22 protein-coding genes and 1 pseudogene are annotated in these 22,931 nt (G+C 68.2%); 15 read left to right on the top strand and 8 right to left on the bottom strand.

Going from position 1 to position 22,931, the window contains the following annotated elements; all coding sequences use genetic code 11:
* Nucleotides 1-39: 39 nt before the first annotated feature.
* Nucleotides 40-666, top strand: a complete 627-nt coding sequence (locus tag BJ970_RS00920) for a TetR/AcrR family transcriptional regulator (RefSeq protein ID WP_184722316.1) — start codon at nt 40-42, stop codon at nt 664-666.
* A gap of 123 nt (nt 667-789) precedes the next feature.
* Entirely contained in the window at nt 790-1,503 is a 714-nt protein-coding gene (locus BJ970_RS00915) for an Imm1 family immunity protein (protein WP_184722313.1), read from the top strand.
* Here BJ970_RS00915 and BJ970_RS00910 read toward each other — a convergent pair whose 3' ends face one another.
* Nucleotides 1,504-2,331 carry a M55 family metallopeptidase gene (locus BJ970_RS00910; protein ID WP_184722310.1) on the bottom strand — a complete coding sequence of 276 codons (828 nt, stop codon included), beginning with the start codon at nt 2,329-2,331 and terminating at the stop codon, nt 1,504-1,506.
* A 168-nt stretch (nt 2,332-2,499) separates the two neighbouring features.
* On the opposite strand from BJ970_RS00910, the gene BJ970_RS00905 reads away from it, so the two are divergent.
* The 4 genes from BJ970_RS00905 to BJ970_RS00890 are packed head-to-tail and all read left to right on the top strand — an operon-like array spanning nt 2,500 to nt 7,808.
* The gene (locus BJ970_RS00905; RefSeq protein ID WP_184722307.1) at nt 2,500-4,293 is read left to right on the top strand and encodes an ABC transporter substrate-binding protein; all 1,794 of its coding nucleotides are present in this window, start codon (nt 2,500-2,502) and stop codon (nt 4,291-4,293) included.
* A gap of 4 nt (nt 4,294-4,297) precedes the next feature.
* On the top strand, nt 4,298-5,335 hold the full coding sequence (locus BJ970_RS00900) for an ABC transporter permease (RefSeq protein ID WP_184722302.1): 1,038 nt from the start codon (nt 4,298-4,300) through the stop codon (nt 5,333-5,335).
* A complete protein-coding gene (locus tag BJ970_RS00895) occupies nt 5,332-6,228 on the top strand; it encodes an ABC transporter permease (protein WP_184722299.1) in 897 nt (298 codons plus the stop codon). The genes BJ970_RS00900 and BJ970_RS00895 overlap by 4 nt, the downstream gene beginning before the upstream one ends.
* Nucleotides 6,225-7,808, top strand: coding sequence for an ABC transporter ATP-binding protein (locus BJ970_RS00890; protein WP_184722297.1), 1,584 nt, complete (start codon nt 6,225-6,227; stop codon nt 7,806-7,808). Before BJ970_RS00895 ends, BJ970_RS00890 begins: the two co-directional genes overlap by 4 nt.
* A 236-nt stretch (nt 7,809-8,044) precedes the next feature.
* On the opposite strand, the gene BJ970_RS00885 is transcribed toward BJ970_RS00890, so the two are convergent.
* Entirely contained in the window at nt 8,045-8,674 is a 630-nt protein-coding gene (locus BJ970_RS00885) for a nucleoside/nucleotide kinase family protein (protein WP_184722294.1), read from the bottom strand.
* Nucleotides 8,675-8,958: 284 nt separating this feature from the next.
* Nucleotides 8,959-9,891, bottom strand: coding sequence for a S66 peptidase family protein (locus BJ970_RS00880; protein ID WP_246470626.1), 933 nt, complete (start codon nt 9,889-9,891; stop codon nt 8,959-8,961).
* 243 nt (nt 9,892-10,134) lie between these two features.
* On the opposite strand from BJ970_RS00880, the gene BJ970_RS00875 reads away from it, so the two are divergent.
* From BJ970_RS00875 to BJ970_RS00865, 3 genes are read left to right on the top strand one after another with little or no spacing between them, the layout of a single operon-like run.
* On the top strand, nt 10,135-10,701 hold the full coding sequence (locus BJ970_RS00875; RefSeq protein WP_184722289.1) for an Rv2134c family protein: 567 nt from the start codon (nt 10,135-10,137) through the stop codon (nt 10,699-10,701).
* 6 nt (nt 10,702-10,707) lie between these two features.
* Nucleotides 10,708-11,502: an Rv2133c family protein gene (locus BJ970_RS00870; protein ID WP_184722285.1), complete on the top strand. Its 795-nt coding sequence runs from the start codon at nt 10,708-10,710 to the stop codon at nt 11,500-11,502.
* A 43-nt stretch (nt 11,503-11,545) separates the two neighbouring features.
* The gene (locus BJ970_RS00865; RefSeq protein WP_312864051.1) at nt 11,546-12,493 is read left to right on the top strand and encodes an MBL fold metallo-hydrolase; all 948 of its coding nucleotides are present in this window, start codon (nt 11,546-11,548) and stop codon (nt 12,491-12,493) included.
* 213 nt (nt 12,494-12,706) lie between these two features.
* Here the strand turns inward: BJ970_RS00865 and BJ970_RS00860 are convergent, their stop codons facing one another.
* Nucleotides 12,707-13,945 carry a serine hydrolase domain-containing protein gene (locus tag BJ970_RS00860; protein ID WP_184722282.1) on the bottom strand — a complete coding sequence of 413 codons (1,239 nt, stop codon included), beginning with the start codon at nt 13,943-13,945 and terminating at the stop codon, nt 12,707-12,709.
* Between the two features lie 119 nt (nt 13,946-14,064).
* Between BJ970_RS00860 and BJ970_RS00855 the strand changes: the two genes are divergently transcribed.
* Both BJ970_RS00855 and BJ970_RS00850 read left to right on the top strand, forming a co-directional pair.
* On the top strand, nt 14,065-15,465 hold the full coding sequence (locus tag BJ970_RS00855; RefSeq protein ID WP_184722279.1) for an ATP-binding protein: 1,401 nt from the start codon (nt 14,065-14,067) through the stop codon (nt 15,463-15,465).
* The gene (locus BJ970_RS00850) at nt 15,465-17,417 is read left to right on the top strand and encodes a vWA domain-containing protein (RefSeq protein ID WP_184722276.1); all 1,953 of its coding nucleotides are present in this window, start codon (nt 15,465-15,467) and stop codon (nt 17,415-17,417) included. The genes BJ970_RS00855 and BJ970_RS00850 overlap by 1 nt, the downstream gene beginning before the upstream one ends.
* A 970-nt stretch (nt 17,418-18,387) precedes the next feature.
* Here the strand turns inward: BJ970_RS00850 and BJ970_RS00845 are convergent.
* The 3 genes from BJ970_RS00845 to BJ970_RS00835 all read right to left on the bottom strand — a co-directional run bounded on the left by BJ970_RS00845 (nt 18,388) and on the right by BJ970_RS00835 (nt 20,041).
* Complete coding sequence (locus BJ970_RS00845; RefSeq protein WP_184722273.1) at nt 18,388-19,068, bottom strand: hypothetical protein; 681 nt, start codon at nt 19,066-19,068, stop codon at nt 18,388-18,390.
* Nucleotides 19,069-19,095: 27 nt separating this feature from the next.
* Nucleotides 19,096-19,581: a glycine betaine ABC transporter substrate-binding protein gene (locus tag BJ970_RS37515; protein ID WP_246470624.1), complete on the bottom strand. Its 486-nt coding sequence runs from the start codon at nt 19,579-19,581 to the stop codon at nt 19,096-19,098.
* A 178-nt stretch (nt 19,582-19,759) separates the two neighbouring features.
* Complete coding sequence (locus BJ970_RS00835) at nt 19,760-20,041, bottom strand: hypothetical protein (protein WP_184722270.1); 282 nt, start codon at nt 20,039-20,041, stop codon at nt 19,760-19,762.
* A gap of 148 nt (nt 20,042-20,189) precedes the next feature.
* On the opposite strand from BJ970_RS00835, the gene BJ970_RS00830 reads away from it, so the two are divergent.
* The 4 genes and pseudogenes from BJ970_RS00830 (at nt 20,190) to BJ970_RS00820 (ending at nt 21,845) form a co-directional block, all read left to right on the top strand.
* Nucleotides 20,190-21,038: a helix-turn-helix domain-containing protein gene (locus BJ970_RS00830; RefSeq protein ID WP_184722267.1), complete on the top strand. Its 849-nt coding sequence runs from the start codon at nt 20,190-20,192 to the stop codon at nt 21,036-21,038.
* 13 nt (nt 21,039-21,051) lie between these two features.
* Nucleotides 21,052-21,336: a DUF397 domain-containing protein gene (locus BJ970_RS00825; RefSeq protein ID WP_312864050.1), complete on the top strand. Its 285-nt coding sequence runs from the start codon at nt 21,052-21,054 to the stop codon at nt 21,334-21,336.
* Between the two features lie 154 nt (nt 21,337-21,490).
* Nucleotides 21,491-21,640 (top strand): annotated as a pseudogene (locus BJ970_RS36905) (Scr1 family TA system antitoxin-like transcriptional regulator); the annotation flags it as partial.
* 13 nt (nt 21,641-21,653) lie between these two features.
* Nucleotides 21,654-21,845, top strand: coding sequence for a DUF397 domain-containing protein (locus tag BJ970_RS00820; protein WP_184722262.1), 192 nt, complete (start codon nt 21,654-21,656; stop codon nt 21,843-21,845).
* A gap of 186 nt (nt 21,846-22,031) precedes the next feature.
* Here BJ970_RS00820 and BJ970_RS00815 read toward each other — a convergent pair whose 3' ends face one another.
* Complete coding sequence (locus tag BJ970_RS00815; RefSeq protein ID WP_184722259.1) at nt 22,032-22,931, bottom strand: glycine betaine ABC transporter substrate-binding protein; 900 nt, start codon at nt 22,929-22,931, stop codon at nt 22,032-22,034.

Genomic DNA, 22,931 nt, shown 5'->3' with positions numbered 1-22,931 from the left:
CTGTTGATCAGCCGCCGAGATCGAACCGCCAGGGGATGCATGCCGCAACGAAGCAACCGCCGGGAACTGCTCGCCGACGCCGCCATCGAGGTGCTCGCGCGCGAAGGAGGCCGCGGGCTCACGCACCGCGCCATCGACCGCGAGGCCGAGGTTCCGGAGGGCACCACGAAGAACTACTACCCGACGCGCAGCGCGCTGTTCTTGGCCATCGCGCACTATCTCGCCGCCCAGCACACCGCGGCGCTGGAGGGTCTGCGCAGCCAGATTCCCGCCGATGTCACCGGCGAGGACATCACCGCCTTGTACGCGGCGATGCTGCGGCGGATGTCCACCAGCGCGCGGTCCCAGTTCCTGGCGCTGTTCGAACTGCACCTTGAGGCGGTGCGCAATCCCGAGGTGCGGGCGGCGCTCGCGGACATCACGAAGGCCAATGTGGACACTGCGGTGCAACTGCATGCCGCGGTGGACCGCCGGATGAGTCGCCGCGGTGCGGGGCTGCTGGACGCGGGCATGCTCGGCGTGGCGCTGTCGATGCTCAGCCTGCCCGACGATCTGGTCGAGGAACTCGGATTCGACGACGCCGACGGCCTGGCGCGGGCGTTATTGACCCTCGGCTCGGTCCGGGACGGCTCGGCGATCGGCGTATTGCGGGATTTCGCCAGCTGATTCGCGCGATTCGTTCGGTCTTCGGTGGCGCTGCGGGACCGCCGGATGACGCGCGGTAGCCTCTGGGAGAACGGGATCCGGGCAGGGCGTCCTGGGGTCGCCCATGATCGATGCGGGGAAGGCATGTCGAATCCAGGGCAAGACGAGCCCGGCCCTCTCGAACCGCCGGCGGTGGTGTTCGCCCGCCTCACCGACGTCCCGGTGGATGCCCTGGACAAGCTGATCGAAGCGACTCAAGAGGTCTACGACGACCTCAACAAGGTGCTCGGCCACCCGTACTGGGGCGATCTGGTGTTCCACCAGGGCGCGGCGATCAAGGCGCTGAAGGAGGCGCGGATCTGCCTGGAAGGTCTGCGTTCCGAGGCGGTCGGGGCCCGCAACACCGAACTCGGGATCACCGTCGCGACCGCGGTGGCCGGCGGCGAACGGTACTACGCGCCGACCGACGACGACAAGGCCGCGCTCGTCGATAAGGTGCTGCGACCGCAGCGGCCCGGCGCCAGCCACCTCTACGTCTGGGACCGGCCGCACGAGGACCCCGACGCCGCCGGGCCCTACCAGCAGATCCGGATCGTCACCGACATGGAGGCCGAGGTCGGCGTCCTGAACTTCACCGAAGAGTCCGAAGACGGCGAACTGCAGTCCTGGCACACGCTCAACCCGGAGTCCTCGGCGGAGGCCCCCGCGCTGCCGTTCGACGCGGGCAGCACGCTGAAGTTCCCGCGCGACGCGGTCCTGCCGTTCCGGGACCTTCGGGCGGCGCTCGACGAATTCACCCGAACCGGTGAGCGGCCTGCGGCCGTGCACTGGCAGACCGCACGCTGGGGCGACCTGTGATCAGCCGTAGATGCCCTCGATCGCGCGCGCGGCGATGGTCGTCACGATCTTGAAGGCCTTCATCGCCTCGGTCATGCTCGGCGCGTCGAACCCGACCCGCCGCACGTCCAGCTGCTCGACGGTGGGGATCACCGCGGTGGCCGCGGCAAGCTGCGCGGCGTCGAACTCCACCTCGATACGGTGCGGCCGGACCGCGCCGCCGGTTCGCCCGGCCAGGCGCAGGCTTTCGGTGGCCGCGGCGCGGATGTCGGCCGTGGAGCGGGCCGGTGGGCGGCAGATCGCCGCGTAGCGGCTGACGCAGTCCTTGACCGCGACGGTCCGCGCGGCGGGCGCGTATTCGTTGGCTTCGGCGCAGGCCCGGTCGTCGCCGGTGACCAGCAGGACGGGCACCCCGTACTCGGCGGCCAGCGCGGCGTTGAGCCCGCCTTCGCCGGCGCGGAGCCCGTCCAGCCACACCCCGGTGATGGAGTTCTCCAAGTAGGTGTGGGAAAGGACGCCGTCCGCGCCCGCGCCCGCGTGGTAGCCGAGGAACACCACACCGTCAACATCGGAATCGATGCCCTGCATCATGGACAGCGGCTTGTGCCGCCCGGTCAGCAGCACCGCCCGCTGGTCCAGATCCTCCAGCAGCAGGTTGCGCTGCGCGGAGTGCGCCTCGTTGACCAGCACGTCGGTGGCCCCGCCCGCGCAGAGCCCTTCGACGCACGCGTTGACGTCCCCGGTGAACAGGCGCCGGAAGCGCTGCCACTGCTCGGTCCCCGGCACCACGTCGTCGGTCCACGTGACGCCGGTGACGCCTTCCATGTCCGCTGAGAGCAACACCCGCACGCCGTCCAATCTATGCCCTCCGACCAGGCGTTCGGGTATGGGGGCGCCGATCGGTAACCGTTCGGTGCCGATCCGTGAGGCGCGTCGGAGACGACTTTCGGTTAAGCATTGACGAACAGTGCTCGAAGGTGGTTCCTTTTTCTCAATTACCCCGAAGGAGGGCCACCCGTGGGCAGACGACTCGCCGCGCTCTGGGCTGTGCTGCTGGTCGGCTTATTGGCGCCGATGCCGGCATCGGCGCAGGACGACGGCGCGCGCCCGGAGGGGGCGACGTTGCGGATCGGGCTGCAGCAGCAGATCGACTCGTTGAACCCGTTCCTGGGTTACTCGTTGGCCGCCAGCGACATCCTCCGGGTCATCTACCCGACGCTGACCACCTACAGCCCCGAGGACTTCTCGGTGAAGCCGGAGCTGGCCGAGGGCTGGACGTCCTCCCCGGACAAACTCACCTGGACATTCCACATCCGGCCCGGCGTCAAGTGGTCCGACGGGCAGCCGGTGACCGCCCACGACGCCGCCTACACGTTCAACCGGATGATGACCGATCCGGCCGCGAGCACCGCCAACGGCAACTTCGTGAAGAACTTCGACACCGTGACCGCCCCGGACGACGCCACATTGGTGATCCGCACCAAGACCCCGCAGGCCACGATGCTGGCCATCGACGCGCCGATCGTGCCCGAGCACGTGTGGTCGAAGATCGCCGACGTCGCGAACTTCGCCAACGACCAGATGCCGGTGGTCGGCAGCGGGCCGTTCACACTCACCGGCTACCGCGCGGAGCGCGACGTCACGCTGACCGCCAACCCGAACTTCTGGCGGGGTCCGCCGAAGGTCGCCAAGTTGCAGTTCGTCCAGTATAAGAACAGCGATGCCGCGGTGCAGGCGTTGCGCAAGGGCGACGTCGACGTCGTCCAGAAGCTCACCCCGGCGCAGTTCAACGCGCTGGCCGGGAAGGCCGACATCAAGCAGGTCAGGGGCCACGGGCGGCGGTTCTTCGAACTGGTCCTCAACCCGGGCGCGACCAACAGCGAGAATCAGCCGATCGGCACCGGGAATCCGGCGCTGAAGGACGTGCGGGTGCGGCAGGCCATCGACCGGGCGATCGACAAGAACGTCCTGGTGGACCGGGTGCTCGGCGGCTACGGGCAGGCGGGCGGCGGGTACCTGCCGCCGATCTTCCACGACTTCCACTGGACGCCGCCAAAGCCGCGCACCTTCGACCCGGCCGCGGCCAACCGCATGCTCGACGAGGCCGGCTACGCCCGCGGCGCGGACGGCATCCGCCGGACCCCCCAGGGCGAGCCGCTGAACCTCAAATTCGTGCTGCACGGCGGCGAGTCCTACGACGCGCAGGTCGGGGAGTTCGTCAAGCGATGGCTGGCCGATCTCGCCATCAACGTCGAGTTGCAGCCGGTGTCGGACAACCAGCTCAACGACCGCACCACCGCCGGCGACTTCGACATGGTCATCAGCGGCTGGTCGGCCAACCCGGACCCGGACTACGTGCTGCGGCTGCAGACCTGCGGGGCCCGGCCGGACCCCAACGGCGGCGGCAACGTCGACTCCTACCTGTGCGACCAGCAGTACGACGACCTCTACCACCGGCAGCTCGCCGAGTTCGACCCGGCCAAGCGGGTCGAGCTGGTCAAGCAGGCGCAGGCCCGGTTCTACGACCAGGCGACCGGGTTGATCTTGTTCTACCAGAACTCGCTGGAGGCCTACCGGGCCGACCGCTTCAGCGGGTTCACCCGGCAGCCGAAGACCGACGGCGTGGTCGTGGCGCAACAGGGCTACTGGGGTTACTACGGCGCCCAGCCCACCGAGGCGGCGATGAGCGGCTCGTCGGGCACTGACTACACCAGTGTCGCGTTGGTGCTCGGCGGGGTCGTGGTGTTCGTCGGTGCCGCGGTGACGCTGGTGGTGGCCCGCCGCCGGGCGACCGCCGATTTCAGGGAGTGAAACCGTGTCCGAACTACTCGCGACCGTTGCAGAACCGGCCCCGCCGTCCGGCGGTGGCCGCCGGACGGCTCGCTACCTGGGCAGCAAGCTCGGCGACGGCCTGGTGAGCCTGTTCCTGGTGGCGGTGCTGGGGTTCTTCCTGTTCCGGGTGATGCCCGGCGACCCGGTGCGCACCATGACGCGCGGCGCGCCGGTCAGCGAGCAGCAGATCGCCGCGCTGCGCGAGCGGTTCGGCCTGGACCAACCGGTGTGGAAGCAGTTCCTGGACTTCCTGGGCAACCTGCTGCGCGGTGATCTGGGCACGTCCTACACCTACAGCCGACCGGTGGGCGAGCTGATCCTCGAACGCATCGGCCCGACCGTGCTGCTGGTGGGCACTGCGACCGGGATCGCCGTGCTGCTGGGGCTGTGGATGGGGGCTCGCGCGGCGTGGCGGCACGGCGGCGCCTTCGACAAGACCTCGACCTCGATCGCGCTGACGCTGTGGTCGGTGCCGACGTTCTGGCTCGGGCTGATCGTGCTGATGGTCTTCGGCGTCGGGGTCGGGGTGATCCCGGGCCTGTTCCCGGTCGGCGGGATCTCCTCGCCGGACCTCCCGGCGGGGCTGCTGCCGCAGATCCTCGACGTCGCACACCACCTGGTGCTGCCCGTGCTGACCATGGTCGCGGTGATTTACGCCGAGTACCTGATGGTGATGCGCTCGTCGCTGCTGGAGGAGATGGGCGAGGACTACCTGACCACCGCCCGAGCCAAGGGCCTGCGCGAGGACCTGGTGCGCCGCAGGCACGCGGTGCCCAACGCCCTGCTGCCCACCGTCACGCTGATCTTCCTGCGGCTGGGTCTGGTGGTGGCCGGCGCGATCACGGTGGAGACGGTGTTCTCCTGGCCCGGCCTGGGCCTGCTGACCTACGAGGCGCTGCGGGTGCCGGACCTGCCGCTGCTACAAGGCATTTTCATCGTGCTTGCGGGGAGCGTGGTGGTGATGAACGTACTGGCCGATGTGCTCCACCGGGTGCTCGATCCGAGGGTGCGGGAATCATGACGGCCGCCGCCGGACAGATCATCTGGGCCCGCCGCAAAGCCCGCGCGGACGAGGCGTGGCGCGTCTTCCGCGCGGACCGGGCCGGGTTGGCGGGCCTGGTGCTGCTGGTCGCGGCAGCCGCGCTGGCGCTGCTCGCGCCGCTGCTCAGCGACTCCAGCGGCCTGGACGTCACGCGCGCGACCGGCGAGCCGTTGCGGGCGCCCAGCGGGGACTTCTGGCTCGGCACCGATGAATCCGGTCGTTCGGTGCTGCTGCTGACCTGGTGGGGCGCGCGGGTGTCGCTCGTCGTGGGCCTGTCCGCGGCTCTGTTGTCGGTGCTGATCGGCACCGTGGTCGGGGTGCTCGCGGCGCACTTCGGCGGCTGGACGTCGCGCGTGCTCCTGCGCTTCACCGACTTCTTCCTGGTGCTGCCGTCACTGGTGCTGGCCATCGCACTGTCCACTGTGCTCGATCGCGGGCTGTGGACGATCGTGCTGGCCATCGGGGTGACTTCCTGGCCGGCGACGGCCCGGATGGTGCGCGCCCAGACGCTGACCATCGAGACCCGCCCGTACATCGAGCGGGCGCGCGCGCTGGGGGCCGGACATCGCCACGTCATCGGCCGCCACGTGCTGCCGGCCGTGCTGCCGTTGGTGTTCGCCAACACCACGCTGTCGGTGGCCAGCGCGATCATCGCCGAGTCGACGCTGTCGTTCCTGGGACTGGGCGATCCGAGCCGGGTGTCGTGGGGCTCGATGCTGAAGTCCGCGATGGACACCGGCGCGGTCACCGGTGGCGCGTGGTGGTACCTGCTGCCGCCGGGTGTCGGGATCGTGGTGGTGGTGCTCAGCTTCACGCTGTGCGGGCGTGCTCTGGAGACCGTGTTCAATCCGAGGCTGCGGGGGCGACGGTGAGTCCGATTCTGCAACTGCGCGATGTGTCGGTGGCCTATCGGGGTGCCGAGGACGCCTCGGTCCGGGGCGTGAGCCTGAGCCTCGGCGAGGGCGAAACCCTCGGCCTGGCAGGGGAATCCGGCTGCGGCAAGACGACGCTGGCGATGTCGGTGCTGCGGCTGCTGCCGAAGTCGGCGCGCATCGGCGGCGAGATACTGCTGGACGGCAAGGACGTTCGCGAGATGTCGTTCGGGCAGCTGCGCGCGGCGCGGTGGGCGAGCGCCTCGGTGGTGTTCCAGGGCGCGATGCACGCGCTGAACCCGGTGCGCACCATCGGCGACCAGATCGCCGAGCCGATCAAGCTGCACGGCCAGGCCAACGGCGATCTGCGCGAGCGGGTCGCGGAGCTGCTCGCGCAGGTGGAGCTGCCCGCGGACCGGGCCGACGCCTACCCGCACGAGCTCTCCGGCGGGCAGAAGCAGCGGGTGATGATCGCGATGGCGCTGGCCTGCGAGCCACGGCTGGTCATCGCCGACGAGCCGACCACGGCGCTGGACGTGGTGGTGCAAGCCCAGATCTTGGAGCTGATGGGGCGGCTGGTCGCCGAGCGCGGCATCGCGCTGATGATGATCAGCCACGACCTGTCGGTGCTGTCGGCCAGCTGTGCCCGGCTGGCGGTGATGTACCAGGGCCAGGTCGTCGAGCACGGTCCGTCGCAGCAGGTGATGACGCACCCGCGGCACGCACACAGCCAGGCGCTGGCCAGCGCCTTCCCGACGGTCGGTGATCCGCGCTTCCGGCTCACCGCCGGGGCGTCGAGCGGTTCGGCGCTGCTGAGCGCGCAAGACGTTTCGGTCGATTTCACCAGCCGTTCCGGGCAGGCCGTGCGCGCGGTGCGCGGGGTGGACCTGGAGGTCGGCGAGAACGAGATCGTCGCCTTGGTCGGCCAGTCCGGCTCCGGCAAGACGACCTTGGCCCGGACGTTGCTGGGACTCCAGCGGCCGACCGGTGGGGCGGTGCGCTTCGATGGCGTGCCACTGCCCACCGGCAGCGCCGGGTTGCGCGAGTACCGCAAGCAGGTGCAGCTGGTGCTGCAGGACCCGACCGGAGCGCTCAACCCCCGGCATACGGTTTACGAAGCGGTGGCGGAAGGATTGCGCATTCACGGCATCACCGACGACGAGCAGGGGCGAGTCGCGGCGGCGCTGGAGGCGGCGGAGCTGCGGCCGGCGGAGAAGTTCTTCGGCCGCCTGCCGCAGGAGCTCTCGGGCGGTCAGCGCCAGCGCGTGGTGATCGCCGGTGCGCTGGTGCTGGAGCCGCGGGTGCTGGTCGCCGACGAGCCGGTGGCGTCGCTGGATGCGACCGTGCGCGGCGAGATCCTGGCGCTGCTGCTGCGGCTACGCGTCGAACGGGGGCTGTCGACCCTGGTGATCACCCACGACCTCGGCCTGGCCTGGAACATCGCCGACCGGGTGGCGGTGATGTACCGGGGCGAACTCGTCGAAGTCGGTGCCGTGGAACAGGTTCTGCTCGCACCCCAGCACGACTACACACAGAACCTGCTGGCAGCGGTCCCCGCGGTGGAGCGCCGCGTGGCGTGAGAGATCCCAAGTTTAGGCAAAATCGGGTAAACCGAACCCGGCGAAGCGGCCTCAGATGAGGCCGAATCGCAGGAGCAGCGCCCGGTCGAGGTCGGCGAGTTCACCGGCGTCGAGCGAGCCCTTGAAATCGCCGAGCCGGTCCGGCGAAACCGAGAAGACCTGGTCGGTGAGAATGCGGCTCTTGGTCCCGTTCAGTTCGATCTCGGGCCGGTAGACCTTTCCTTGCGCATGCAGGTTCAGTCCAGGCTGTCTATGACGGCCGGGTGGCCTGGCCGATCTGCTCGGACCACGTAGTCCGCGAGGCGTTCCGGGGTCGCTTCTTCGGCGTAGCGGTGGTAGGCGGGCAGGGTCCAGTGGTCGGGTTCCGGGGTTCGCCTCCGCAGGGCGGCTTCCGGTAGCCACAGGTGGACCGTGAAGTCGAAGGCCAGGCCCGCGCCGAGCAGCAGCGGACCGTCCACAATGGCCACTCCTCGGTTCGGGAGGGTGGTGCGGGGCAGGCGGGGAGAGCGATCCGCCTCGGCGTCCCAGAAGGCCGGTAGGACCTGGCCGTTGCCCTTGGGGGACAACGGAAACAGCACCTCCCGGGTCAGGGCCTTGAAGTCGAACCAGCTCTCGTAGAACGAATCCGGGTCGTGGTGGCCGTGCTCCAGCCGCAGCGAAGCCGGGCGGAGGTAGTCCGCCATGCGCACCCGGACCACTTCGCGCCCCAGTATCCGCAGTGGCTCGACCAAGGCGTCGGCGAAGTCGCCGGTTTCGGCGGCGGGTGCGCCGTCCACCGCCACCCGGGCCCAGCGGCCCGGCAGCGCGTCGATGCGTGCCACCAGCTCCGCCGCCAGCAGGTCCGGGGAGATGGGGCGGACGTGCATGGGGCACCGTTCTCGTCGCGGTCAGGTCGCTTGCGAACGTATCAACCACGCCCCGGGCGCCGGGAATTCCGGCGCGGGCGATTTTATAACGGCGTAAGCCGCTTGCGGTGTGGGACTCAGCTTGCATCGCGGCGGGTTCTCAGGCATCGCCTGGCGAGGACAGCCCCAGCGCCGTGTATTGGGCATACATCAGTCGGGGATCGGCGGAGTTCAGGCGGCGACGGTAACTCCCGCAGGGGGCCGCTACCCGCACCCTACTCAAACCACTTTGAAACACTCTCTAGCTAGAGCAGAGCCGGTTGCAGGATCGATAGGCGCTGGGCGTCGGTGTCCAGCTCGGCGGCCACCCCGAGCGGGATGGTGCGCTGGGCCGGGCAGTGGCCGAAACCGAGTTCCCACATGATCGGCACTCCCAGACCACCTAGCAGGTCCGACATCACCGCGCGCACGTCCGCCAGCGGGCCGCACTCGGTCCACGAGCCGAGCGCGATCCCGGCGGCGTGGTCGAACCAGCCCGCGCGCAGCAGCTGCGTGACGAACCGGTCCAGCCGGTACGGGTCCTCCGTGACGTCTTCGAGCATGGCGATGCCGCGCTCCGGCGGGGTCGGCGCGTCCGGTGCGCCAAGGGAACCCGCGACGATGCTCAGGTTGCCGCCATAAGTGATGCCTCGCGCGCGCCCGCGCACGAGCGCGCCCGCGCTCGAACGCGTCAGGATGGTGACCGACTCGGGCTGGAACAGGGTGCGGCGCAGGTGTTCCCGCGCCGCCTCGTCCTCGACGAATGCCTTCGTGGCAAGCATCGGCCCGAACACCGTGACCAGGCCGAGCTGGGTGGCGAACGCGTCGTGCAGGGCGGTGATGTCGCTGGAGCCGGCGAGAACCTTCGGCCCGGCCGCGGCCATCTCCGTCCAGTCCAGGTGGTCGAGGATCCGCATGCTGCCGTAGCCGCCGCGCACGCAGAACACCGCAGTGACCTCCGGATCGCACCACGCCTCCTGCAGGTCTGCGGCGCGGTCGGCGTCGTTGCCCGCCAGATAGTCCAGGCGTGGATGGCGGTCCCGGACGTGCTTGCCGACCCGCGCGTGCAGGCCCCAGGAGCGCAGCTGCGCCAGCCCGGCGTCGAGCAGGTCCTCGGGCACCGGCCCGGCAGGGGCGACCAGTGCCACGGTGTCCCCGCTGTGCAGCCTGTGCGGGCGACGTAGTTCGCGCATGCTCATGGCGTGCTCCATCCCGCGATCTTGACCACGTCGGTGAGCGTATCCGCACCCGTCGCGGTGCGCCGGAGTTCGCCGTGGGCGAACACGGCCGATCGCAGGGCCGGAACCAGTGGTCGACAGGCCCGTTCAGCGAGTAAACCGGCGTGTGAACCGGTGGAAATCGGGCCGGTTCGAAACGGTGATGAACAAAACGGGGGCCAGCCGCGCACGGCCAACGCTCGGTGGCCTAATGTCGGAGGTGTCATGGCTCGTGTCATCCACGTCTTCCGTCAACCCGACCGATTCGTCGCCGGAACGGTCGGGGAACCAGGTGAGCGCACCTTCTACCTCCAGGCGTCGGAAGACGTCCGCACGGTGAGCGTGCAGCTCGAGAAACAGCAGGTTTCGGTGCTGGCCGAACGCATCGGCGCGCTGCTGGATGAGGTGCAGCGCCGGTTCAACACCGACCTGCCCGCCGAACCCCCGGACGACCTCCTGGACACCGACCCGCTGGCGGTGCCGGTCGACGAGGAGTTCCGGGTCGGCACCATGGGGCTCGGCTGGGACGCCGAGACCGAAGCGGTGGTCGTCGAACTGCTCGCGGTCACCGAGGAGGAGATCGACGAATCGGTGGTGCTCGACGACACCGAGGAAGGGCCCGACGCGTTGCGAGTGTTCCTCAGCCCCGCGCACGCGCGGGCGTTCGCCGAGCGCGCCGAGCGCGTCATCAACGCGGGCCGCAAACCGTGCCCGCTGTGCGCGGAACCGCTGGATCCCGCCGGGCACATCTGCCCGCGTCAGAACGGCTATCGCCGTTCGGAAGAGGTCTGACCGGCGGTGCGCGCCGGTGATCCCGCGGTTCGCGAGCTGCTCGAGCACGGCCGGTTGGACGTGCGGGGGCGGCTGGTGGAGGCGTCCAACGCGACCCTGTTCTGCGGGATCGAGGCCGACGGAATGTCCGCCGAGTGCGTCTACAAGCCGGTGCGCGGCGAGCGCCCGCTGTGGGATTTCCCGGACGGCACGCTGGCCGGCCGGGAGGTCGCGTCCTACCTGCTTTCCGAGGCCACCGGCTGGCGGCTGATCCCGCCGACGCTGCTGCGCGACGGCCCGTTCGGGCCGGGCATGGTGCAGCTCTGGGTGGACACCGACGAGGAATCCCAGTTGGTCGACATCGTCGCCCCGGACGAGGTTCCGGACGGCTGGCTGTCGGTACTTCGCGCCCAGGACCACCGCGGCGACCCGGTCGTGCTGGCGCACGCCGACCACGAGCAGCTACGGCGGCTGGCGGTGCTGGACGTCGTGATCAACAACGCCGACCGCAAGGGTGGGCACATCCTGCACTCCCCGGACGGCCGGGTGCTGGGCGTCGATCACGGCGTGAGCCTGAACACCGACGACAAGCTGCGCACCGTGCTGTGGGGCTGGATCGGGCAGCTGTTACCGGCCGAGACCATCGACCGGCTCAGCGAGCTGCGGGCCCTGATGGAGGGCGCGCTGTCCGCTGAGCTGGCCGAACACATCACGCCGAAGGAAGTGCAGGCCGTCAACGCGCGCATCGAGCGGCTCCTGGAGGCCGGGGCCTTCCCCGCGCCGTCCGGGGAATGGCCGGCCATCCCCTGGCCCGCGTTCTGACCTGCGGGTGCGGACCGCGGGTGGGGGCAGGCAGTCTATTCGAGTGCGAATCCAGTTCCAGCAGCCGACGATCCAGCACTCGTACGCGGACCGCTTGCACGCGCCGCTGCCGACGTTCCGCGATGTGATGCGGCTGATGTGGACCGGCGGTTTCCGCGGCCGGGTGGAGGATTCGGACCGGATCCCGGTGCTGCGCACGGGATTGCCGCCGGTGACGGCCCAGGACACCGCGCTCACCTGGGTCGGCCACTCGACCTACGTGCTGCGGATGGCGGGCGCCACGGTGCTCGCCGATCCGGTGTGGTCCTCCCGGATACCCGGCGTGCCGCGGCGGCTGACCCCGCCCGGCGTGGCCTTCAGCGAGTTGCCGCCGGTGGACGCGGTGTTGATCAGCCACAACCACTACGACCACCTGGACGCGCCCACGGTCCTGCGGCTGCCGCGCTCGACCCCGGTGCTGGTGCCCGCCGGGCTGGGCCGCTGGTTCCGCCGCCGCCGCTTCACCGAGGTCGTCGAGCTGGACTGGTGGCAGTCGGTGTCGGTGGCCGGGCTGACCTTCGACTTCGCGCCCGCGCAGCACTGGAGCCGCCGCGGGCCGCGCGATACCTGCCGCAGCCTGTGGGGCAGCTGGGTGATCAGCGGCCCGGAGCACCGGGTCTACCACGCCGGGGACACCGGCTACGGCCCGCACTTCACCGAGATCGCGCAGCGCTACCCGGGCATCGACGTCGCGATGGTGCCGATCGGTGCCTACGATCCGCGCTGGTTCATGCAGCCGGTGCACATGGCCCCGGAGGAGGCCGTGCAGGCGGTCGAGGACCTGGGGGCGACGTACGCGGCGACCATGCACTGGGGGACGTTCGTGCTGACCCGGGAACCGGTCACCGAGCCGTTGAGCCGCATCCGCAAGGCCTGGCGCGAGGCCGGTCGCGACGCGAAGCAGCTCTGGGACCTCGCGGTCGGCGAATCCCGCGTGCTGGGGCGAAAGTGATTTTGGGTCCGTAGGGCGATTTTTGATGTTGTTCTCTGTCTTTGAAGCGACGTAGCCGCTTAGCCCACCCTCGCGCCGCCGCGGGTTCTCAGGCGTCGTCTGGCGAGGACAGCCCCGATGCCGCGTATTGGAACATACGTAAGTCGGGGATCCCGGAGTCCAGCCGGCGTCTGAGGTTCCGCTTCCGGCACTGCTACGCAAACGAGTTGGGACCTAGTCGACCAGTGACTGGTAGACGAGCTGGTGCAGCTGGGGGCGGATCGGGTGCGTGCTGGAGGGCATCAGCTGGGTCAGGAACAGCACGGTCAGGTCCTCGGCCGGGTCCACCCAGAACGCGGTGCTGGCCAGGCCGCCCCAGGCGAACTCGCCCGGCGAGCTGAGCACCTTCGCCGCCGCCGGGTCGTCCACCACCGAGAAGCCCAGCCCGAAGCCCTTGCCCGCGTTGGCCGCCTCCGAGAACGCCCCGAGCGCCAGGGTTTCCAGGTCCGCGCCGCCGGGCAGGTGGTTGCGCGTCATATACCGCACCGTGCGGCTGCCGAGCAGACGCGTCCCGTCGAGCTCGCCCTTGCGCAGCAGCAGCTGCGTGAACCGGTGGTAGTCGTGCGCCGAGGAGAACAGCCCCCCGCCGCCGGAGAGGGCCTTGGGCTGATCGAACGCCATCGCGCGAAGCTCCGCCTGCTTCGGGTGCGGGTGGGCCCTGCCCAGCGCGTCGGCGACGTAGAGCGTCGCGAGCCGGTCGGCGTTGGCGCGGTCCACCGCGAAACCGGTGTCGATCATGCCCAGCGGCTCGAAGATGCGGGTGCGGAAGAACTCGTCCAGCGTCTGCCCGGACACGATCTCCACGATCCGGCCCAGCACGTCGGTGGCCACCGAGTAGTTCCAGGCCGTGCCGGGGTCGAACAGCAGCGGCATGCCCGCCCACTCGTCGCAGCAGCCCGCCAGGTCCAGGTCGTCGGCCATGCCGAATTCGAAACCGGCGCGGCGGTAGAGCTCGTCCACCGGATGCAGGTACTGAAACGCGTAGGTCAGGCCGGCGGTGTGCGTCAGCAGGTGCCAGATCCGCATCTGCTCGGTGGCGGGGCGGGTCTGGTGCGCTCGGGCGCTGCCGCCGGTGTATACCCGCAGGTCGGCGAAGGACGGGATGAAGTCGCTGACCGGGTCGGTGAGCTCGAACGCGCCCTGCTCGTACAGCATCATGATCGCCACCGAGGTGACCGGCTTGGTCATCGAAAAGACCCGGAACAGGGTGTCGGTCCGCACCGGCGCGTCGTCGGCGATGTCCCGCATGCCGTGCGTCGAGAGGTGCGCGATCTTGCCCTGCCGGGCCACGAGCACCAGCCAACCGGGCAGCTTGCCGGACTCCACATACCGGGCGAAGTGCTGGTCGATTCGGTTCAGCCGGGCGGCGTCGAACCCGACCTCGCCGGGGTCCACCTCGATTTCCAGGCTCACTTGGTCCTCCTGCGCGTGCCGTCGCCAGTCAACGTAGTGTTTCTACTCTCGCGCCCCGACATGCGAAATCCTTTCTGCTATGGCAGCGTTTGTCGGTTCCTGACGGTAGCGTCGTGGGGGTGACGACCCCGACTCAACCCGAAGGGCTGCCCCGCACGGCGGGGGAGCTGCGGTCCAGCGGCCACACCCCGCGCGGCGTGAAGACCGAGCTGCGCGCCAATCTGCTGACCGCGCTGCGCTCCGGTCGGGCCCTGTGGCCCGGCATCGTCGGCTTCGACCAGACCGTACTGCCGCAGCTGGAACGCGCCCTGATCGCCGGGCACGACGTCGTGCTGCTCGGGGAACGCGGGCAGGGCAAGACGCGGCTGCTGCGCAGCCTCACCGAACTGCTGGACGAGTGGACGCCGGTGATCGAGGGTTCCGAGCTCGGCGAGCACCCGCTGCGGCCGATCACCCCGGCGTCCCGCCGTCGCGCCGCCGAGCTCGGCGACGACCTGCCCGTCGCCTGGCGGCATCGCAGCGAGCGGTACGTGGAGAAGCTGGCCACGCCGGACACCTCGGTCGGCGACCTGGTCGGCGACGTGGACCCGGTGAAGGTCGCCGAGGGCCGCTCGCTCGGCGACCCGGAGACGATCCACTTCGGACTCGTGCCGCGCGCGCACCGCGGCATCGTCACCATGAACGAGCTGCCCGACCTGGCCGAGCGGATCCAGGTGGCGCTGCTGAACGTGATGGAAGAGCGGGACATTCAGATCCGCGGCTACAGCCTGCGGCTGCCGCTGGACGTGCTGCTGGTCGCCACGGCCAACCCCGAGGACTACACCAACCGCGGCCGGATCATCACGCCGCTGAAGGACCGCTTCGGCGCGGAAATCCGCACCCACTACCCGCTGGACGTGGACGACGAGGTGTCGCTGGTGCGCCAGGAGGCGGACCTGCCGGCCGAGGTCGGCGACCACCTGCTGGAGGTGCTCGCCCGCTTCGTCGGCCACCTGCGTGAATCCACCGCGGTCGACCAGCGTTCCGGGGTGTCGGCGCGGTTCGCCATCGCGGCCGCCGAAACCGTTTCGGCCGCCGCGATGCACCGCTCCGCGCTGACCGGCGAGCACCCGGCGGTGGCCCGGCCGGTCGACCTTGCCGCGGTGCCCGCCGTGCTGCGCGGCAAGATCGAATTCGAGGCGGGCGAGGAGGGCCGCGAGGACGAACTGCTCGGCTATTTGCTGCGCCGCTCGGTGGCCGACACCGCGCGCGGCCTGTTCGCCGGGCTGGACCTGCAGTCGCTGGCCCGAGCGGTCGTCGAGGGCCACCCGGTGGCCACCGGCGAGCGCGTGTCCGGACAGGATGTGCTCACCGCGCTGCCCGAGTTGCCGGTGCTGCACCAGGTCGCGGAGCGCCTCGGGGTGCGGGCCGGGGACCCGCCGGGGCGAATCGCCAGCGCGGTCGAGTTAGCGCTGGAGTCGCTGTACCTGGCGAAGCGGCTCGGCAAGGACGCCGAAGACGACCGGTCGGTGTACAGCTGATGAGCCGCCGGTTCCGGTACAACGCGTGGCACGGCGGGGCGGACCCCCTGGCGCCACCGGTGGATCTGCGCGCGGCACTGGATCAGATCGGCCGCGACGTCATGGAGGGCGCGTCGCCCCGGTCCGCGTTGGAGGAGCTGCTGCGCACCGGCACCCGCGAGGTCTCCGGCCTCGACGAGCTCACGCGGCGGCTGTGGCAGCGGCGCAGCGAAATGCAGCGGCGGCACCGCCTGGACGGCACGATCTCCGAGGTCCGCCGGCTGCTGGACCGCGCGCTCGAACAGGAGCGGCTGGCGCTAGCGGCCGACACCAGCGAGGACGCGCGGTTCCGCGAGTTGCAGCTGGAAGCGCTGCCGCCGGACGTCGCGGGGCAGGTTTCGGAGCTGGCGAACTACGACTGGCGTTCCTCGGATGCGCGGGAAACCTTCGAGGAAATCCGGCAGATGCTGGGCACCGAATTCCTCGAACAACGCTTCCAGGGCATGAAGCAGGCGATGCAGCAGGTCACGCCCGAGGACGTCGCGCGGGTGCAGCAAATGCTCGACGACCTGTCGGCGCTGCTGGCCGCGCAGGCCCGCGGGGATGCCGACACCCAGCAGAAGTTCGAGCAGTTCATGGCCCAGCACGGGGCGTTTTTCCCGGAGAACCCGCGCAACATCGACGAGTTGATCGACGCGCTGGCGGCCCGCTCCGCGGCCGCGCAGCGGTTGCTGAACTCCATGAGCGAGCAGCAGCGCGCCGAACTGATGTCGCTGTCGCAGCAGGCATTCGGCGACCCGGGTATCGCGCAAGCGTTGCAGCGGCTCGACCGGCAGTTGCAGGGGCTGCGGCCCGGGGAGGACTGGACGGGCCGGGCGCGGTTCCGGGGTGACCAGCCGATGGGGCTGGCGGAGGCGACGGAGGCGATGGCCGAGCTTGGCCAGCTGGACCGGCTGGCGGAGCAGCTCGGTCAGGCGTACCCGGGGGCGAGCCTGGAGGACATCGACCTAGAGGCGCTGGAGCGCCAGCTCGGCCCGCAGGCCGTGGTCGATGCGCAGCGGTTGTCGGAGATCGAGCAGCAATTGCGGCAGCAGGGCCTGTTGCAGCGGGCGCCGGACGGCAGCCTGCGGCTCTCACCGCGCGCGATGCGTCGACTCGGGGAGAACGCGCTGCGCTCGGTGATCTCGCAGCTCCGGTCGCGGCGCGGCGAGCGCGACACCGACCGCGCGGGCGCGGCGGGGGAGCTGACCGGCACCACGCGGCCGTGGACCTACGGCGATGCGGAGCCTTGGGACGCGGTCCGCACGGTGCGCAACGCGGTGCTGCGCCGCGCGGCGGAGGGGCCGGATTCGGCGCAGCTGGACATCTCGGACCTTGAGGTGGCCGAGACCGAGCAGCGCTCGCGCGCGGCGGTGGTGCTGTGCGTGGACACGTCGTGGTCGATGGTCCAGGACGGCCGTTGGGTGCCGATGAAGCGCACCGCGCTGGCGCTGCACCACCTGGTCGCGACCCGATTCCGGTCCGATGCGCTGCAACTGGTGACCTTCGGCCGCTATGCGTCCACTGTGGACGTCGGCGAACTCGCGGCGCTGGAAGGGGTCTGGGAGCAGGGCACGAACCTGCACCACGCCTTGCTGCTCGCGGGCCGGCACCTGCGCCGCCACCCCGACGCCCAACCGGTCGTGCTGGTGGTGACCGACGGGGAACCGACCGCGCACCTGGAACCCGATGGCGAAGCGGTGTTCCAGTACCCGCCGAGTCCGCACACGCTCGGCGTCACGCTGTCCGAAGTGGACTCCTTGCGGCGGTTGGGCACCACCTTGAGCGTCTTCATGCTCGGCGAAGACCCGAGCCTGAAGGCATTCGTGGACATCGTCGCCCGCCGCGGCGGCGGCCGGGTCCTGGCCCCCACGCCAGACGGGCTCGGCGCGGCGGTCGTCGGCGACTACCTCCGCACCAAGCGCCGCCGCTGACCACCCGATCCGGCGATGGATGCCGGGCACTTCTGGCCGGTAAATCGGACAGCGGGTGTTTCGCGACTAATGAAACAATTATCACCCATTTGTACCTTATGTTTCTTTGGGTGATATGCGAAGATTGACCGCAGTGATTGAGCTTGCGGTGCAAGGCTCTGGGCTGGGGGATGAGCGAAGAACTATTCGGCGTGGCCGCGCTGGGGCATCTCCGGCGGCCAACGCCGATGTCCAGGTTCGGTGGATTCAGTTACTGATTCGGGAAACCGGGCACCTAATTCCCGTGATGCTGCAAATCGATCACGCTATACAGAAAAACCGAATAAGGGATGGTTGTGCAATTGCGATCGATGCTGCGTAACGCCACTGCCTTATTGGCGGCGATTCTGATCTTAAGTCTTGCTACGAGCAATGCATACGCGGTTCCGCCTCCGCCTATTGTGGAGCCGATGCGTTGCATCGCGGAGTGGAACGAGAACGACAACTATGTAGGGGAGGGGTGGGTTGCTGCGCGAGTCGGGGATGTTAACGGCGTCTTTCTCGGCTGCGGGGACGAGCGGTCCGGCTTAATTCACATCGCCCACCCGGAGTCGACTGGGACTGTGCATCCTGTCTGGCCCCACGCTCAGTTTGAATTCCTTCGGTGCTTTGAACTGATTGCGAAGATGGGCGTTCAGAAGCCTGACAACAATTTTCCGGGGCGCTCGAACCAGGTATGAGTACACGTACTATGTGGACTCGCCCGTCGGGCAGATTCCAAAACTTGCGACTCTGATCAAAGACAACGCTGTTCGCTTCGTCTGGACCATGTTCACCACAACGGGCTCGAACTTTCCTGACGGCAATGACTGGGGTGGTTGCGCTCGGCAGGTCGGCCGAAGCGCCCAAGATCATTAAATACGTAGCGGCTTATTCGGTCGGCCTGGCGAGAACTCTCGAGGTCGGCAGAATAATCGCTAAGCGACTACGGTTATGAGCGCAGATCGAGCAAGTGATCGCAGAAGGCCTCGGCGGGTTGGCGAATGCGACTGGCCCAGGAGGTTGGAATTCCGCTTTCGATCTTGTTCATCAGCGTGGTGAGCTCGGCTGAATCGGTGGGGATGTCGATGTCGACGCCGATCACATCTGTCGCGACTGGGATGGTGAAGTAAAACCGGGCCCAGGCGGGCTCGCTCTGCTCGCTCCAGGAAAAGCCAGCTAGCCGGGTCTTGCTCTCCGGCGGTAGCGGCGCTGGTTCTCCGGCTGCGGCGAGCAACGTGGCGCGGAGCGCGTCACTCGGTGTGGCCAAGGCAGGATCGTCGAGAAAGTCGCTGGTGTCGAGTACGGGTACGCCGTGCAGGTCACCCACGCTGTTCAGGGACTCGAAACGCGCTCGGTCGTGCCGACGGATACTTTCCGAGCGCCGGAGAGTCCACACCACGTCGTGGTAGCCGAGAGGCCGGCCAGCCTGGTCGAAAATAGGAAGCTGCAACGCGTACCGCCATGCGAGCTGGTTGTGTGGGGTCAAACCGATCCACAACCGATCGGGGGCGACCCGTACAACTGCGCAGATCGTCGCGCCGGCACCTTGCACGAGGTTCATGGTCGCCGCACCGAGATCACGCACCAGTTCCAGGTAAGCCGTGTCCCGGTGCAGAGCCGCTCTCGTCATACAAGTCCAATCTTCATCAGTCGCCGCTCACCGTAAGAACGCTATCTCGGCCTGCGATCTTACTGAGCGCAAGAGTCGCTGTGCGACCGACGCGGAAGATGGCGTCGCTGCGACTGCTTGAGCCGAACTACAGGAGAAGCGCGTCGCGTTATCCGGTGGCGCCGTCGGGGTCCCGATTTTGCCTGAACTTGCGGGCTTCCCATCGGCCCGGGCCGATGGGAAGAGCCTTGGCCAACGTCCTGCCGGGAGACTGCAGTAGTGCAGAAGACCGGCCGGTCTCGTCGCGTTGTCAGTGTATTCGCCGCCGAGCCCGTAGGCCGGGATCGCGTTGTCCTTGGTGATGCGGGTCAGTCCGGCGCCCGGGTCGATCCCGGTGATCACGCCGTTGAACTCCGGGCCCTTGCCCTTGAGGTCGGCGATCGAATTCACGTCCGTCATGTACTTGGGCACCGCGATGTTCAGCGTTGCCTGGTCATACCAGACGTTGAGGTCTTCGAGCTTGAGCGTCTTCATGCTCGGCGAAGACCCGAGCCTGAAGGCATTCGTGGACATCGTCGCCCGCCGAGGCGGCGGCCGGGTCTGGCCCCCACGTCCGACGGGCTCGGCGCGGCGGTCGTCGGCGACTACCTCCGCACCAAACGCCGCCGGGGTACTTGACGGCGATTTCGATCGAAGTCGCCATACCGCGAAGCTACGGGTAGACGAGGCGGACTTCTGAGGTGCGGGCGTAGAGCTCCGCGGCTCGGGCGGGCGAGCAGAAAGAACCATGGCCGCGACCATCGGTGCTGATGACTTCGGCACGGTTGTCGAAGGCGAGCCCCCAGGCGCACACCCTGCCGCCGGTGAGTTCCCACTCGTCGTCGTCCCGGTCGAGTTCGCACGATGCGAATAGCCTGGGAGCACGAAGGATTTCCTCCCGCACGAGCTCGTATTCCTCGGGCTCCGGCGACCAGATGTCGGTTTCAGTTGGCATGAGGGCCTCCTCGGGGTCGTGAAGTCGATCACTTACAACAGTAGCTAGAAATCTAGCCATGTCGATGACCGAACCGGGTGGTGTCGATGTTGGTGTTAGCGGCGCAGGGCAGACTGTGCGGTGGCTGCGAGATGTGTGGAGGTAACGAGTGGCTGAACGAGGTGATCCGTCGGCTCTGCGTTGGTTGATCGGAGTCGAGCTCGCGAGACACCGGAAGGACGCCGGGCAGACGCTCGCCGAAGCGGCGAAGGCGATCGGTTGCTCGACGAGTTTGGTCGGTCACTTCGAGAAAGGTATGTACTTCCCGCAGCCAGAACAGATCGCCAGATTGCTGGAGTTCTACGGTGCTCCCGCTTGGGACGTTGACCGATTGACTTCGCTGTGTGGCCGTGCGGACCAACGCTCCTGGCTCGCGCCGTGGATCGACGTCATCCCGGACTGGCTGCGGACGTTCGTCGGGCTGGAAGGCTTGGCAGAGTCGGAATTTGCGTACCAGCCAATGGTTCTTCCGGGGTTGGTGCAGACTGAGGATTACGCTCAGGCGCTCACTTCCGCGTCTGGTTTCGTAGGTCAGAACCACAACGAGCGCTTCGTTTCTTTCCGCATTGCGCGCGCTCGACGTCTGATCGAGTCGGAACCGCTGAAGCTCCATGTCGTCGTAGGAGACTCGGCTCTGCGCTTGGCCGTTGGAACGCCGGAGATCCGCTTGGCTCAGTACGAGCGTTTGATCGAATTGGCGCAGCGACCGAATATCACCTTCCAGGTAGTCCGACCTGAGTGTGGTCCGCACGATGCAGGTGGCACAGGTCAGTTCTTGGTGCTCACGTTCGCTGAAGCACGACCGATCGCATACCTGGAACACCTGGATGGAGCAATCTACGTCCAGGATCCTGACGACGTGCGGACCTATACACTGGTTTCCGAAAACCTGCAACGCGTCGCGCTTGAACCAGCCGAATCGGTGGAGTACGTGCAGGCGCTGATGTCCGAGATGTAGCCGGAGGCATACAGTGACCGCGCAACGTCGTGAAGTGTCTGCCTGGAAGAAGTCCTCTTACAGTGCGAACAACGGTGACTGCGTTGAAGTGGCCTTCGTGACCTTCAACGGCGTACCAGGTTGGCGGAAGTCCAGCTACAGCGCCAACAACGGCGAATGTGTCGAGGTCGCTCTGACTGACGAGGTTGTCGGGGCTCGGGACTCTAAGAACCCTGGGGGCCCGGAGCTTTGGTTCCGGGGGGCTCGTTGGGGCAGGTTCGTCGCTGCTGTCAAGGCCGGGCGGTTCGACCTCGTGTGACTGATGATCCGCTCCCCATCTTGGGGCATCCGGAAACCCAAGGTGCAAGATGAGAAAGGCCGGTGGGCGTGCCCACCTGCCTTTCTCGTTGCGTTGTCAGGTTACGGGGTGAAGAAGTTGGCGACCACGGCCTGGTGCGGAAGCGCGACCCGTCGCGTACATCGAACTGCTCGACGGTGCTGTGTACGTGCAGGACCCAGATGACGTGCGGACCTATACACTGGCTGCGGAAAACCTGCAAAGCATCGCGCTTGACCCAACCGAATCGGTGGAATTCGTAAAAGCGCTGATGTCGGAGACGTAGCCGGAGGGACGCCGTGTCCGCCTCACCCTGGAGAAAGTCGAGCTACAGCGCCAACAACGGAGTGTGCCTTGAGGTTGCCATCGCCGAAGACGCCGTCGGGGCTCGGGACTCGAAGGATCCTGGTGGACCTGAGCTTTGGTTCGGTAGTGCTCACTGGAGCGGTTTCGTCGCCGCGGTGAAGGACGGGCGATTCGCCTCCGCATGACAACCTGCACTCGGGTGGCCATTGCCGATGAGTGCGAGGGCCGTCGGGATCCCGATTCTGCCTAGAAATTGGGGCTTTTGATCTCCTCCGGGCCGATGGGAAGTGCCTTGCCCAACGTCCTGCCGGGAGACGGCAGAAGACCGGCCGGTGGGCGCGCCACCGGCCGGTCTCGTTTGCGTTGTCAGGTTACGGGGTGAAGAAGTTGGCGACCACGGCCTGGTTCTGGCTCGCCCACTGCCGGGCGGCGTCGTCCTCCTTACCCTTCTCTGCGCTGTTGATCGCGTTCTCCAACGACGCTAGCTGCGCGTCGTCCAGCTTGAACTTCTTGACCATGTCGGTGACTTCGGGGAAGTCCTGGCTGAAGTTCTTGCGGCCGATCGCGTGGATCTGCTCCGCCTTGCCCATCGCGCCCTTCGGGTCCTGCAGGTCCTTGATCGGGTACCGCGCATAGGCCCAGTGCGGGTGCCACAAGGTGACCACGATCGGCTTCTGCTCCTTGGTCGCCTTCTCCAAGGCGGTCAGCATCGCCGTGGTCGACGAGGTCTGCAGGGTGAATTCGCCGCCGAGCCCGTAGGCCGGGATCGCGCTGTCCTTGGTGATGCGGGTCAGTCCGGCGCCCGGGTCGATACCGGTGATCACGCCGTTGAACTCCGGGCCCCTGCCCTTGAGGTCGGCGATCGAATTCACGTCCGTCATGTACTTGGGCACCGCGATGTTCAGCGTCGCCTGGTCGTACCAAACGGTGAGGTCTTCGAGTTGCGGGCCGTACTGCTTCCAGTAGTCGGCGTGCGTCTGCGGCAGCCAGCCGTCCATGAACAGATCGATGTTGCCCTGCGCGAGCCCGGCGTACATCGGCCCGGCCTCCAGCTCCTGGGCATTGACCTTGTAGCCCTTCTGCTCCAGCAACACCTTGTACAGGTGGGTGACCGCGATGTCCTCGTCCCAGGCGATGTAGCCGATGTTGATCGACTTCTGCTGCTGCCCGGTCTGCGCTTCACGGCCACCACACCCCGCGGCCACCAGCACCAGAGCGGCCAGCGCGGCAAGGAGCGCGAAGAGCCTTCGTGATCTTTTTCCGGTCAACAT

Origin of the sequence: Saccharopolyspora phatthalungensis (genome assembly GCF_014203395.1) — a bacterium.
GTDB classification, from domain to species: Bacteria; Actinomycetota; Actinomycetes; order Mycobacteriales; family Pseudonocardiaceae; genus Saccharopolyspora; species Saccharopolyspora phatthalungensis.
Note: the sequence above shows the minus strand (reverse complement) of the source record. Positions and strands in the feature narration are given on the sequence as shown.